The sequence below is a fragment of the Streptomyces sp. NPDC026206 genome (genome assembly GCF_040638465.1).
Taxonomy (GTDB): Bacteria; Actinomycetota; Actinomycetes; order Streptomycetales; family Streptomycetaceae; genus Streptomyces.
The window spans coordinates 393,388-407,249 of sequence record NZ_JBEZYL010000001.1 but is presented as its reverse complement, the minus strand read 5'-3'; the positions used below and the strand labels follow the sequence as shown (position 1 = coordinate 407,249).

Annotated in this window: 9 protein-coding genes; 5 read left to right on the top strand and 4 right to left on the bottom strand. The window is 72.2% G+C overall.

Going from position 1 to position 13,862, the window contains the following annotated elements:
• Positions 1-217: 217 nt before the first annotated feature.
• Together typA and AB0F13_RS01890 are read right to left on the bottom strand one after the other, a co-directional pair.
• Positions 218-2,122, bottom strand: a complete 1,905-nt coding sequence (typA, locus tag AB0F13_RS01895) for a translational GTPase TypA (RefSeq protein WP_362073508.1) — start codon at positions 2,120-2,122, stop codon at positions 218-220.
• A 243-nt stretch (positions 2,123-2,365) separates the two neighbouring features.
• Positions 2,366-4,411: an ABC transporter substrate-binding protein gene (locus AB0F13_RS01890; protein ID WP_362073505.1), complete on the bottom strand. Its 2,046-nt coding sequence runs from the start codon at positions 4,409-4,411 to the stop codon at positions 2,366-2,368.
• 273 nt (positions 4,412-4,684) lie between these two features.
• On the opposite strand from AB0F13_RS01890, the gene AB0F13_RS01885 reads away from it, so the two are divergent.
• From AB0F13_RS01885 to AB0F13_RS01865, 5 genes are all read left to right on the top strand, one after another.
• Positions 4,685-4,993, top strand: a complete 309-nt coding sequence (locus tag AB0F13_RS01885; protein ID WP_362073502.1) for a hypothetical protein — start codon at positions 4,685-4,687, stop codon at positions 4,991-4,993.
• Between the two features lie 50 nt (positions 4,994-5,043).
• Positions 5,044-5,889 carry a hypothetical protein gene (locus tag AB0F13_RS01880; RefSeq protein WP_362073499.1) on the top strand — a complete coding sequence of 282 codons (846 nt, stop codon included), beginning with the start codon at positions 5,044-5,046 and terminating at the stop codon, positions 5,887-5,889.
• Positions 5,890-5,906: 17 nt separating this feature from the next.
• Complete coding sequence (locus AB0F13_RS01875) at positions 5,907-7,892, top strand: fumarate reductase/succinate dehydrogenase flavoprotein subunit (protein WP_362073496.1); 1,986 nt, start codon at positions 5,907-5,909, stop codon at positions 7,890-7,892.
• The gene (locus AB0F13_RS01870) at positions 7,889-8,656 is read left to right on the top strand and encodes a succinate dehydrogenase/fumarate reductase iron-sulfur subunit (RefSeq protein ID WP_362073493.1); all 768 of its coding nucleotides are present in this window, start codon (positions 7,889-7,891) and stop codon (positions 8,654-8,656) included. The genes AB0F13_RS01875 and AB0F13_RS01870 overlap by 4 nt, the downstream gene beginning before the upstream one ends.
• A 167-nt stretch (positions 8,657-8,823) precedes the next feature.
• The gene (locus AB0F13_RS01865; RefSeq protein ID WP_362073490.1) at positions 8,824-10,593 is read left to right on the top strand and encodes a TPM domain-containing protein; all 1,770 of its coding nucleotides are present in this window, start codon (positions 8,824-8,826) and stop codon (positions 10,591-10,593) included.
• A gap of 103 nt (positions 10,594-10,696) precedes the next feature.
• Here the strand turns inward: AB0F13_RS01865 and AB0F13_RS01860 are convergent, their stop codons facing one another.
• Positions 10,697-13,270: a SpoIIE family protein phosphatase gene (locus AB0F13_RS01860; RefSeq protein WP_362073488.1), complete on the bottom strand. Its 2,574-nt coding sequence runs from the start codon at positions 13,268-13,270 to the stop codon at positions 10,697-10,699.
• A gap of 130 nt (positions 13,271-13,400) precedes the next feature.
• The gene (locus AB0F13_RS01855) at positions 13,401-13,820 is read right to left on the bottom strand and encodes an ATP-binding protein (protein WP_362074455.1); all 420 of its coding nucleotides are present in this window, start codon (positions 13,818-13,820) and stop codon (positions 13,401-13,403) included.
• Positions 13,821-13,862: the final 42 nt, after the last annotated feature.

The window sequence follows — 13,862 nt, the reverse complement described above, 5'->3', positions numbered from 1 at the left end:
AGTAACACCGCCCTTTAAACCACTCTTATAGGGTCTCGCTTTGGTCACATCGATCATCGCGTCTCGTCCGAAATGCGGACAAAGACAGTGCAGACAGACACCCCCGAAACGGACTGTTAACACGACATCCGGAGCGTGGGGACCGGTATCCGGACAGATACGCCGGAGGCCCGGCACCGGATATCCGGTGCCGGGCCTCCATGAAGGCGACGAAGCGTCAGCGCTTGGCGCGCGACGCGGTGCGGCCGCGCTCCTTCTGGTCCAGGACGACCTTGCGGATGCGGACCGACTCCGGGGTCACCTCGACGCACTCGTCGTCGCGGCAGAACTCCAGGGACTGCTCCAGCGACAGCTTGCGCGGCGGGACGATCGCCTCGAAGGAGTCGGCGGAGGAGGAGCGCATGTTGGTGAGCTTCTTCTCCTTGGTGATGTTGACGTCCATGTCGTCGGCGCGCGAGTTCTCGCCGACGATCATGCCCTCGTACACCTCGGTGCCCGGGTCGGTGAACAGCACGCCACGCTCCTGGAGGTTCGTCATCGCGAAGGCGGTGACGGCACCGGCGCGGTCGGCGACCAGGGAGCCGTTGTTACGGGTCTTCAGCTCGCCGAACCACGGCTCGTGGCCCTCGTGGATGGAGTGGGCGATACCGGTACCGCGGGTGTTCGTCAGGAACTCCGTACGGAAGCCGATCAGGCCACGGGACGGGACGACGAACTCCATGCGGACCCAGCCGGAGCCGTGGTTGGACATGTTGTCCATACGGCCCTTGCGGGTGCCCATGAGCTGGGTGACCGCGCCCATGTGCTCCTCGGGCACGTCGACCGTGAGGCGCTCGACCGGCTCGTAGGTCTTGCCGTCGACCTGCTTGGTGACGACCTGCGGCTTGCCGATGGTCATCTCGAAGCCCTCGCGGCGCATCTGCTCGACCAGGATGGCCAGCGCCAGCTCACCGCGGCCCTGCACCTCCCAGGCGTCGGGGCGCTCGGTGTCCAGGACGCGCAGCGAGACGTTACCGATCAGCTCGCGGTCGAGGCGGTCCTTGACCTGGCGGGCGGTGACCTTGCGGTCCTTGACCGCGGACTTGGCCTCCGCGCCCTTGCCCGTGCCACCGCGGCCGACCAGCGGCGAGGTGTTGGTGCCGATGGTCATGGAGATCGCGGGCTCGTCGACCGTGATCAGCGGCAGCGCGATCGGGTTCTCCGGGTCGGCCAGGGTCTCGCCGATCATGATGTCGGGGATACCGGCGACGGCGCAGATGTCACCCGGGCCGGCCACCTCGGCGGGCTTGCGGGTGAGGGCCTCGGTCATCATCAGCTCGGTGATGCGGACGCTGGAGACCGTGCCGTCACGCTTGATCCACGCGACGGTCTGGCCCTTGCGCAGCTCGCCCTGCTCGACGCGGAGCAGCGCGATACGGCCGAGGAAGTTGTCGGCGTCGAGGTTGGTGACGTGGGCCTGGAGCGGCGCGTCCTCCTCGAACGTCGGGGCCGGGACGTGCTCCAGGATGGTGGAGAAGAACGGCTCCAGGTTGGTGCTGTCCGCGGGGACGGTGCCGTCCTCCGGCTTGGTCAGCGAGGCGACGCCGTCACGGCCACAGGCGTAGACGATCGGGAACTCGATCTGGTCCTCGTCGGCGTCCAGGTCGAGGAAGAGGTCGTACGTCTCGTTGACGACCTCGTCGATGCGGGAGTCCGGACGGTCCGTCTTGTTGATGCACAGGATGACCGGCAGCCGCTTGGCGAGCGCCTTGCGCAGCACGAAGCGGGTCTGCGGCAGCGGACCCTCGGAGGCGTCGACGAGCAGCACGACCGCGTCCACCATCGACAGACCGCGCTCGACCTCGCCACCGAAGTCGGCGTGGCCGGGGGTGTCGATGATGTTGATCGTGATCGGGTCGCCACCGTCCTTCGGGTGGTACTTGACCGCGGTGTTCTTGGCCAGGATCGTGATGCCCTTCTCACGCTCCAGGTCGTTGCTGTCCATCATGCGGTCGTCGAGGGACTCGGCGGCGTGCGCGGCGAAGGCACCGGCCTGCTTGAGCATGGCGTCGACGATGGTCGTCTTGCCGTGGTCGACGTGGGCGACGATGGCGACGTTACGAATGTCGTGGCGGGTGGGCATAACTTGCGGCGCTTCTCCCGGGTTGAGGATGGCGTCGCGTACGGTCCGGTACGCGCGCCCGCCGGGCAGATCACGCCGCGGCCACTCTCCATGGTACGGGGCGCTGCCCCGTTTGGCCGCCCCAGGCCGCTGGTAGCGGCTCTGACCTGCACTGATACCCCGGGGCTCCGCCCCGGACCCGGTCCTCGAACTCCCCCAGCCACCGCTGGGAGGTGCCCCCGGACGGGCTGAAAATCAGTCCGCTCAGCGCAGGAAGCCGATGTCCTGGTACCGGGGCGTCGCCAGACCGAAGGCCCCGGCGTTGACGACGGTCCTCCGCGTGCCCACCAGCTCCGGGCGCTGGTACAGCGGGATCGAGCCGGCCGCCGCCCAGATGCGGGCGTCGGCCCGGGTGACCAGGTCGTGGGAGGCGTCCGCGTCCAGCTCGGTGGAGGCCTGGTCGAAGAGGCGGTCGATCTGGTCCGTGCCGACCCGGGTGTAGTTCTGCTCCACGATCAGCGAGCCGTCGGGGGCGGGCTGCGGCTTGGCGAAGATCGGCCGGGCGTCGGTGGCCGGGAAGGCCCCGGTGGGCCAGCCGTAGAGGGCGAGGTCGAAGTCGCCGGAGGCGATGTGGTCCTTGAAATAGGAGGCGTCGTCGACCTTGATGATCTCCGTGCGGATGCCGATCGCGTCCAGCCGGCGTGCGATGCGCTCCCCCACGGCGCGCAGCGGCTCGGCTCCGGCGCCCTTCGGCAGAACGAAGCGGAGAATCAGCTTCTTGCCGTCCTTGTAGCGGGCGGGTGAGGCGCCGGCCTTGTCGCCGGTGTCGAGGGAGCCCTTGCCGTCGCCTTCCGCGCCGCTCTCCCGCTCCTCCCCCGGCGCGCCTTCCTGCTCGCTGCCGTCGGGCCCGGCCTGCGGGTCCTCCTCGGCCGGCAGGTCCTGCTCCCTGACCGGGGATCCCACGTCCGCCGCCTTCTTCTGCGGCGCGGCGCCGTGGCCCTCCTTCCAGCCGGCGTCCGCGAGCAGTGCCTGGGCCGCCTTGGGGTCCACCGGGCCGATGGCGGCGCTGGTGTCCTCGTATCCCCGCTGGCCGGCCACCAGGACGTGGCTGCCGAGCGGCTCGGCGGGCAGCCCGAGCGGCGCCAGCACGTACTCGGCGATGGCCTTGCGGTCGATGGCCCGGGCGATCGCGCGCCGCACGCGCTCGTCGGCGAGCGGGCCGGAGGAGCCGTTGAGGGCGAGCTGGGTGTAGGCGGGCTCCAGGGAGCGGCGGACGACCAGGCCGCGCAGGGCCGTCACATCGGCCGCGACGGGCTTGTTCGCGCCGTCCAGCCGGCTCTGGGCCGCCCGGGCGCCCTCCGGCCTGGCGCTGGCGCCGGTGCCGGCGCCCGCGCGGCCCTTGTCGGACTTGTCCTTCTTCGACGGCGTGTTCGCCTTGGTGATGCGCTCGGCCGCACCAGGGGTGATCTCGGCGAGGTCCAGCTTTCCGCTCGCCAGCGCCTCGACCCGCTGCTCGGGCGGCACGGCCCGCAGGACGAGCCGGTCGAGCTTGGCCGGCTCGCCCCACCACTTGGGGTTGCGGACGAGCGTCAGCGTGCCCTGCTTCCTGTCGGTCGCGCCGACCTTGAAGGGCCCGGCGGCGACCTTCAGCTCCTTGCGGGCGGAGTCGTTGAAGGCGCTGCCGCTGCCCATGACCGACTTCGGGTACAGCGGGGCGAAGAGCGAGGCCCAGTCGGCGTAGCTCTTCGCGAAGGTGACCTTGACCTCCTGGGCGTTCGCACCCCGCTCGACCCGGTCGATCCGCTCGTAGCCGGCGTTGCGGGCCGTCCAGAAGGTGCTGTCCTTGCCGCGCAGCGCCTTCCACTGGGCCTCGAAGTCGGCGGCGGTGATCGCGCTGCCGTCGTTCCACACGGCCTTGGGGTTGAGCTTGTAGACCACGACCTGGCGCGGCTCGCGCCGGCTGACGGCGGCGGAGGCCAGATAGTCGGGGTTGCGCTGCGGGCGGCCGCGGCCGTCGAGGGTGAAGAGGGTGGGCAGGACGGCGCCGGCGACCCGCTGGGCGGCTTCGTCGGCGTCGGCCTGGAAGGTGTTGAAGGTGGCGGGCAGCGTGTTGACGGCCCAGGTCAAGGTGCCCTTGTCGGCGACCTTGGCGCGGGGGGCCGTGCCGATGTCCTGCGGGGCGGCCGGGCCGTCGGCCTCGTCGCCGCCCACGCCCGCGCAGCCGGCCAGGACCGGCAGGGGGAGCAGCAGGCCGACGGTGAACAGGACGGCGGAGCGGTGGGTACGGGACCGCGTGCGCTGGGACGACATGGGGGCTACCTCCGCCGGGCCGGTCCGGGATCGTGCACAGACGGCGTCAACTGAAAGCGACGACTTGTACGAAAATGCGCCGACACGACGCTGCCGCCGCGCACGCCACCCGCACGGACGAACGAGGAGGAGGCCAAAAGGGGGCGGCCAGTGAATGCGCTCCCGTAAAGGTGGGATCGCGGCGGCTATCTTCCCCTCGAGGGGTGTGACGCGCGACACTCTCAGTCGCATGACCGGGCGCCACCCGCAACCCCCGACGCGGAAGGCCACATCATGTCCGTCAAAGACGAACTGACCGCTGTTCAGCGGTGCCTCGACGACCTCGACCGCGCGATCGGGCGGCTGGAGCAGCACCTGGGCAAGGGCGTGCTCGACGTGCGCCGGATCCGCACGGACGCCGGTCATCTGCGCGAGAGCGTCGCCCTGCTGCGGGCGGGCCGCGGCGGACCCGCGGACCCGCCGCACGCCGGCCGGCCCGGCCTGCAGCAGATGGTGCCGATCCCCGACGCCCCCTACGACGCCTCGCTGTGGCAGGACGCGGACGACGAGGGGCTCGGGTGCCGGGACCGGCGTGCGCCCTGACCACCCCGGCAGCGGCGATCCCCCCGTCCCACTCCTGACCGGAGTCCCCCTTGGCCACTGGTACCGACCCCGAAGTATCCGCCGCCGACGCGGGGGATCCGCCCGCGCGCGGCGTCCACCACGCCACGCGCGCCGCGATCCCGGCCCGTCATCTGCGGGCCGACCGCTGGTGGCTGCAGCCCGCCGCCACGGCCGCCGGGCTGCTGGCGTTCATCGTGTACTCCACCTGGCGCGCGTTCGCCGGTGACGACTATTACGCCGCCCCCTACGTCTCGCCGTTCTACTCGCCCTGCCTCGCGGAGAACTGCGCGGAGATGCCGGCCGGGGCGGACTGGGAGATCGTCGGCTCGTGGTGGGCGCTGTCGCCCGCGCTGCTGGTGCTGATCTTCCCGCTGGGCTTCCGGCTGACCTGCTACTACTACCGCAAGGCCTACTACCGGGGCTTCTGGGCGTCGCCCCCGGCCTGCGCGGTCCCCGAGCCGCACGCGAAGTACACCGGCGAGAGCCGCTTCCCGCTGGTCCTGCAGAACGTCCACCGCTACTTCTTCTACTTCGCGGTGCTCGTCGCGGGCATCCTGACCTACGACGCGGTCCTGGGCTTCCGCGACGATGACGGCGCGTGGGGCCACATGGGCCTCGGCACGCTCGTGCTGCTGGCCAACATCGCGCTGATCTGGGCGTACACCCTCTCCTGCCACTCCTGCCGGCACATCGTCGGCGGGCGGCTGCGCAATTTCTCCAAGCACCCGGTCCGCTACCGCATGTGGGGCTGGGTGAGCGCGCTCAACGCCCGCCACATGCTGCTGGCGTGGGCCTCTCTGGTGAGCGTGGCGGTGGCCGACTTCTACGTGTACCTGGTCGCCAGTGGCGCCTTCGACGACCCGCGCTTCTTCTAGGAGAGGGACCTTTTTCGATGACACGGGTGGACCGGCAGTCCTGGGACGTGGTCGTGGTGGGCGCCGGGGGCGCCGGGCTGCGCGCCGCCATCGAGGCGCGCGAACAGGGGCTGCGCTGCGCGGTCATCTGCAAGTCGCTGTTCGGCAAGGCCCACACCGTCATGGCGGAGGGCGGCATCGCCGCCTCCATGGGCAACGTCAATCACAACGACAACTGGCAGGTGCACTTCCGCGACACCATGCGCGGCGGCAAGTTCCTCAACAACTGGCGGATGGCCGAGCTGCACGCCCAGGAGGCCCCGGACCGGGTCTGGGAGCTGGAGACCTGGGGCGCGGTCTTCGACCGTACGCCCGACGGGCGGATCTCGCAGCGCAACTTCGGCGGCCATGAGTACCCGCGCCTGGCGCACGTGGGCGACCGTACGGGCCTGGAGCTGATCCGCACGCTCCAGCAGAAGATCGTCGCCCTCCAGCAGGAGGACCACCGCGAGTACGGCGACTACGAGGCCCGGCTGAAGGTCTTTCAGGAGTACACCGTCACGCGCGTGCTGAAGGAGGACGAGCGGAGCGAGACGGGGGTCTCCCCCGGCCGGAGGCTCGGGGGGCGCGTGTCCGGCGTCTTCGGCTATGAACGCGAATCGGGGCGCTTCTTCGTCATCGAGGCCCCGGCCGTCGTGCTCGCCACGGGCGGCATCGGCAAGTCCTTCAAGGTGACGTCCAACTCCTGGGAGTACACCGGGGACGGCCACGCCCTGGCGCTGCTGGCCGGGGCGCGCCTGGTGAACATGGAGTTCGTGCAGTTCCACCCCACGGGCATGGTCTGGCCGCCGTCCGTCAAGGGCATCCTGGTCACCGAGTCGGTGCGCGGTGACGGCGGGGTGCTGCGCAACAGCGAGGGCAAGCGGTTCATGTTCGACTACGTCCCGGACGTCTTCAAGGAGAAGTACGCCGAGTCCGAGGCCGAGGGCGACCGCTGGTACACCGACCCCGACCACAACCGCCGCCCGCCCGAGCTGCTGCCCCGCGACGAGGTGGCCCGCGCCATCAACTCCGAGGTGAAGGCCGGGCGCGGCTCCCCGCACGGCGGCGTCTTCCTGGACGTCTCCACCCGGATGCCCGCCGAGCTGATCAAGCGGAAGCTGCCGTCCATGCACCACCAGTTCAAGGAGCTGGCGGACGTGGACATCACCGCGGAGCCGATGGAGGTCGGCCCCACCTGCCATTACGTGATGGGCGGCATCGAGGTCGACCCGGACACCGCCGCCGCGGCCGGGGTGCCCGGGCTCTTCGCGGCGGGCGAGGTCGCGGGCGGCATGCACGGCTCGAACCGGCTCGGCGGCAACTCCCTGTCCGACCTGCTGGTCTTCGGCCGTCGCGCCGGGCTGCACGCGGCCCGCTACGCGGCCGGCTTCGCCACCGGTGCCGTGCCTGCGGTCTCGGATGCCGACATCGAGCTGGCGGAGGCGGAGGCGCTGCGCCCGTTCGGGGCGGAGGGCGGTGCGGCGGGCGGGCCGGAGAGCGCTCCCGAGAACCCGTACACCCTGCACCAGGAGCTGCAGCAGGCCATGAGCGACCTGGTGGGCATCATCCGCCGGGCCGGCGAGATCGAGGAGGCGCTGCACCGCCTGGCCGGGCTGCGCGCCCGGGCCCGGCGGGCGGGCGTGGAGGGGCACCGGCAGTTCAACCCCGGCTGGCACCTGGCCCTGGACCTGCGCAACATGCTGCTGGTCAGCGAGTGCGTGGCGCGGGCGGCCCTGGAGCGCACGGAGAGCCGGGGCGGGCACACGCGCGACGACCACCCGGCGATGGACCGGCGGTGGCGGCGGGTGCATCTGGTGTGCCGGCTGGCGGACGAGTCCGCGCAGCCCGCCGTGAGCGACTCCGCGCTGGGCCTGGTGCGGCTGGAGCGGTGCGAGACGCCGCCGATCCGGCCCGATCTGCTGGCGCTCTTCGAGAAGGAAGAGCTGACGAAGTACCTGACGGACGAGGAGCTCACGTCATGAGTTATCAGGCCCGCTTCAAGGTGTGGCGGGGTGATGCGGACGGCGGCTCCCTCGCCGGCTACGAGGTGGCCGTCAACGAGGGCGAGGTCGTCCTCGACATCATCCACCGCCTGCAGGCCACCACCGCGCCCGATCTGGCCGTGCGCTGGAACTGCAAGGCCGGCAAGTGCGGCTCGTGCAGCGCCGAGATCAACGGGCGGCCGCGGCTGATGTGCATGACCCGGATGTCGGTGTTCGACCCCGCCGAGACGATCACGGTCACCCCGATGCGGGCGTTCCCGGTCGTGCGGGACCTGGTGACGGACGTGTCGTACAACTACGCCAAGGCGCGCGAGGTCCCGGCGTTCGCCCCGCCCGCCGAGCTGGGGCCCGGGCAGTACCGGATGCACCAGGAGGACGTGGGCCGGGTGCAGGAGTTCCGCAAGTGCATCGAGTGCTTCCTGTGCCAGGACACCTGCCATGTGGTGCGGGACCACGAGGAGAACAAGGGCGCCTTCGCCGGTCCGCGCTTCCTGATGCGCGTCGCCGAGCTGGACATGCACCCGCTGGACGCGGCCGCCGAGGCCGGCGTCGACCGCCGGCGCGGGGCGCGCGAGGACCACGGGCTGGGGTACTGCAACATCACCAAGTGCTGCACGGAGGTCTGCCCCGAACACATCAAGATCACCGACAATGCGCTGATCCCCCTGAAGGAACGGGTGGTCGACCGCTCCTACGATCCGCTGGTCTGGCTGGGCAGCAAGATCCGCCGCCGGGGAGTGTGAGCCAAGGGCGCGAGAGGGGGCGCGAAACCCGGGGAGCGCAGCGCCCGGGGTGCATAACCCCCGGTGGGAGTGGCCTCCGGGATCCCCGGAACAGGTGTGAACACGCTCCGTAGAAGGTCGCTCCCTCCCGGTAGCGGATCGGCCAATCCGGTCATATTCTCCAAAATGTGACGCGGCTTTCGTGGTGGTGGGGGCCGAGGGCGCCGAGCTGGGCCATGATCTGCGCCCTCCTCGCGCTGGGCGCCTTCCTGCTCCCCACGACACCCGCCGCGCGCGCCGACACGCCCCTCGACCTGGACGCCTCCGGCCGGATCACCGACACGGTCGGCGCCCTCGGCCGCCGCCGCGGCCAGGTCGAGGCCGCGCTCGAACGGCTGCACGCCTCCCACCACATCCAGCTGTACGTCACCTACGTGCGCGACTTCTCCGGCCGCCCCGGCCGCGGCTGGGCCGACGCCACCGCCGACCGCAACGGCCTCGGCCCGCAGGACGTGCTGCTGGCCATCGCCACCTACCCGCGCCAGTACGCCGTCTCCGCCGACAAGGAGTCCGGCTTCCACAAGGGCCAGCTCAAACAGGTCGCCACCACGGCCATCGAGCCCGCCCTCAAGCAGCACGACTGGGCGGGGGCCGCCGTCGGCGCCGCCGACGGCTACCGGGCCGTGCTCCAGGGCGAGCCGGTGCGCACGCCCGTCATCCACCCCGGCAGCAGCGACCCCGGCGGCGACGGCCTCGTCCCGGGCAAACGGGGCGTCTGGCTGCCCGTCGCCGGGGCTGCCGCGCTCTGCCTGACCGGGCTGTACGTGTGTTCCCGGCGCACCCGGGCCGCCCGGCGGCTGCGGGGCCCGGCACGGGACCGCCCGGCCCTCGTCCCCACGACCACCCGGCCCGGGCTCGCCCGGATGGCGCAACCGCTGACTCCGCTGCCCGATCTGGCCGCGGAGGCGGCGGTGAGCCTCGTCTGCACCGACGACGCCGTCCGCACCAGCGCCGAGGAACTCGTCTTCGCCACCGGCCAGCTGGGCGAGGCCGCCACCCGGCCCTTCGCGGAGGCCGTGGACTGGGCCCGGGGCGAGCTGGCCGACGCCTTCCGGCTGCAGCAGCGGCTCGACGACGCGCCGTACCAGGACGAGGGCATACGACGGCACGTGCTGGACGAGATCTGCTCCCGGTGCACCAGCGCCAACCGGCGCCTGGACGCCGAGTCCGAGGCCTTCGACCGGCTGCGCGACCTCAAGGCCAACGGCACGCTCATCCTCGCCCAGGCCGAGGCGACGGCCCGGACCCTCACGCCGCGCGTCGCCACCGCCGAGGCCGCCCTGGCCGCGCTCGCGCCGTACCGGGCGGACAGCGCGCTGGCCCCCGTCGCCGCGCACCCCGGCGAGGCCCGCGACCGGCTCGCCTTCGCCGACACCGCCCTCGCCGAGGCGCACGCCGCGCTCACCACGGGCGACACCGACCACGCCGCGGTCTCCCTGCGCGCCGCCGAAGCCGCCCTCTCCCAGGCCCGCATCCTCACCTCGGCCGTACTGCGCCACGCCCACGGCCTGACCATGACCGAGCCCGCCCGGACGGGCCCCGCGGCCCGGGCCGGGCGGACGGTGCTCGGCGCCCGCGGCGAGGTGGCAGCGGCACGCGACTACATCACCACCCACCGGGGGGCGATCGGCTGCCGCGCCCGCACCCGGCTGTCCGAGGCGGAGCGCCGCCTGTCGCTGGCCACGGACGCGTCCGCCGTCGAGGAGGCCGTACGCGCCACCGAGCTCGCGCGCGAGGCCCGCGAACTGGCCGAGGACGACGTCATCGCGTACGCCGCGCCGACCGCTCCGCATCCCACGCGGATCCTGGGCGGGGCCCTGCTGGGGGGCATCATTTTGGCGGGGCTGCTGCCGGCGACGTTCGGCGGAGGGGGGACGCGGGGGCGGCTGGCGGGGTGATTTCCCGTACCCGCTGCTGTGCTTGTGTCCTCAATCGCCGGACGGGCCCACTGTGAGCCCGTCCGGGGGCACCTCCCAGCGGTAGCCGGGGGAGATTGAGGCCTCAGTACAGGCTCAGCAGGGCCTCCACCGCGTCCGGAGCCGGCGAGCCCTCCTCCGGCAGGCCGAGTTCGAACCAGACCGTCTTGCCGTGCGGCGTGCGACGGCTGCCCCACGCCGCGCTCAGCAGGCCCACGAGCTGAAGCCCCCGCCCGCCCTCGTCCGTGTCGCGGGCCCGCCGCCGCCGCGGCTGGACGTGGCCGCCGTCCCAGACCTCGCAGACGAGGGTGCGGTCCAGCAGCAGACGCAGGCGGATCTCGCCCTCGCCGTAGCGCAGGGCGTTGGTGACGAGCTCGCTGACCAGCAGCTCGGTGGTGTCGACCAGGTCGGTCAGGTCCCAGGCCTCCAGCTGGTCGCGGGCCAGTTCGCGGGCCCGGGCCACCGAGCGCGGCTCGGGCGGTAGCGTCCAGTCGCCGGCGCAGCCGGGCTTCAGGCCCCGCAGGCGGGCCATGAGGAGGGCGATGTCGTCCTCGCCGTGGTGGGTGTCCAGGGCGCTCAGGACGTGGTCGCAGACGTCCTCCAGCGGCCGGTCGGGGTCGGTGAGGGCGTCGCGGAAGGCCTGCAGGCCCTCGTCCAGGGGATGGTCGCGGGACTCGACCAGACCGTCCGTGTAGAGGGCCAGCAGCGCACCGTCCGGCAGCTCGACCTCGGTCTCCTCGAAGGGCTCGCCGCCGACGCCCAGCGGCATGCCGGGCGGCACGTCCAGGAGCATCGCGGGCTCGCCCGCCTCGACCAGCACCGGCGGCAGGTGGCCGGCGTTGGCGACCGTGCAGCGCCGCGTGACGGGGTCGTAGACGGCGTAGACGCAGGTGGCGAGGTAGACCTCGGAGAGGTCGGCGGGGCGTACGCTGCCGCGCACGCCGCGTGAGGCGGACTGCTTGCCGCCGGGCCGGCCCAGGCCGTGGGCGATCTCGTCGAGCGCGGAGAGCACCTCGGCGGGCTCCAGGTCGAGCATGGCCAGGGTGCGCACGGCGGTGCGCAGCTCGCCCATGGCGACGGCGGCCCGCAGCCCGCGGCCCATGACGTCGCCGACGACGAGCGCCGTGCGGTGCCCGGGCAGCTCGATGACGTCGAACCAGTCGCCGCCCACCTCGGTGGCGGCGTTGCCGGGCAGGTAGCGGCAGGCGATGTCGACGCCGGCGGCCTCCGGGTCGCCGGGGGGCAGCAGGCTGCGCTGCAGTATCAGGGCGCGCTCGTGCTCGCGGCGGTAGAGGCGGGCGTTGTCGATGCAGACGGCGGCCCGCGCCGCCAGCTCGACGGCGAGAGCGGTGTCCCGCTCGCCGAACGGCTCGCTGCCCTTGGTCCGGGAGAACTGCGCGAGCCCCACGACCGTGTCCCGCGCCACCATCGGCACGGCGAGGGTGGACTGCACGACCGCGCCCAGCTCGGAGCCGCCCTCTTCGCTCTCGCGGCCGGGGAGGACCTGCACATGGGCCGTCCGCAGGGCCTGGGCGCACGGCGAGTGGAAGGCGTAGCGGTGCACCTCGCCGACCTGGATGGGCTTGTCGTCGGGGTCGACCGGCGCCCCGGAGACGGCACTGGAGTACGCGACGCGGCGCAGCTCGGCGCTGCCGTCGGCCAGGCCGGGCGGTGCCTCGTCGCCCACGAGCAGGCCCTGGTAGAGGTCGACGGAGGCCAGGTCGCAGAACTGCGGGACGGCCACGTCGAGCAGCTCGCGCGCGGTGGTCTCCAGGTCGAGGGAGTTGCCGATGCGCGCGCCCGCCTCGTTGAGCAGCGCCAGGTTGCGGCGTACGCCCGCGGCCTCCCGCTCGGCGCGCCGGCGGCCGGTGACGTCGGTGGCGATGGCGGCCACCCCGATCGGCCGGCCGCTGCCGCTGTGCAGCCGGTAGAGCGATACCGACCAGCGCCGCCGTTCGCTGTGCCCGGGCACCGGCCCGACGAGCTGAATGTCGGCCACCGGCTTTCCGCTGTCGAGGACTTGGCGCAGGGCGGCGGTCAGCCGCTCGGCCTCCGTGCGCGGCAGGAAGTCGTGCGGCGTACGCCCGCGGTGCCAGGCTGCGGGGCGTCCGAAAGTCTGGGCGAAACTCTCGTTGACGCGCAACAGGGTCAAGTCGGTGCCGAAGAAGAAGAAGCCGAGGGGAGATTGGCCGAAAACGGCTTCCGAAGCGGCGATGTCCGTCTCTATTCCGCGCAGCGCCCGGACATCGACGGCGACGCAGAGCGCGGCACGGTCGCCGTCGCTGTTCTCACTGGGCATCACATAGATCTCGGCGAGGCCGGGTTGGCGGTCGTCCCGCTGGTACGGGACGAGTCCGGTCCACGCCCGGCCGTCGAGACCGCCCTCGGCGAGAAAGGGCGCGGTGGGGCGCCATGGCCCCTGGTGGGCGTCGACGGGCGCGAACACCTCCATGGGGTCCCTGCCCACGGCCTTCCGGGCCGCTATTCCGAACAGCTCGGTCGCCCGCTCGCTCCACTGCTCGATCCGGCCGTCCGAACCCAGGGAGAAAGATGCCACGCGAATGTAGTCGTAGAGGGAGCCGGGCGGGCTGTTCTGCCACAGCGAGGTGGCGTCCTTACCCTCTGACCTGCCCGCAGTACCCGCTGGCTTTTCGCTCACGTGCCCGTCCCCTCCGGCTCATGTGCTCGCACCGGCATCAGAAGGCCGAGTATCCAGCACAGGGGCCCTTCGGAACACGGACTTCACGATCACAGCACGGTCTCATCCCGCTATGTCTCCTCCCCGGTTACTAACCGGGCAGGCTCAGCTCGAACCACACCGTCTTGCCGGTGTTGCCCGGACGGGTTCCCCAGCGCCTGGAGGCCAAAGCCACCAGCTGCAGCCCGCGTCCGCCCTCGTCGTCGGCGTCGGCGACGCGCTCACGGGGCGGGTCGGGCAGCGGGTCGGAGACCTCCACCAGAAGGGTGGGACCGGCGTGGGAGTACATCCGGACGCCGATGGGTCCGCTGGCGTACCGCAGGGAGTTGGTGACGAGCTCGCTGACCAGCAGCACCGTCACATCGGTGACGGCTTCCAGGCCCCACTGGCGCAAGGTGTCGCGGACGAGGGTCCGGGCGGTCCGTACGGCGCCGGCCTCGGCGGGAAAGCTCCACTCGGCGAAGCCGGGCGTCCATGCCAAGGTCCCTGCGCTGTCGCTCACGCCGACCACTTCCCAGACCGCTGTCGGCCCCACTCCGGCATGTCCGGCTTT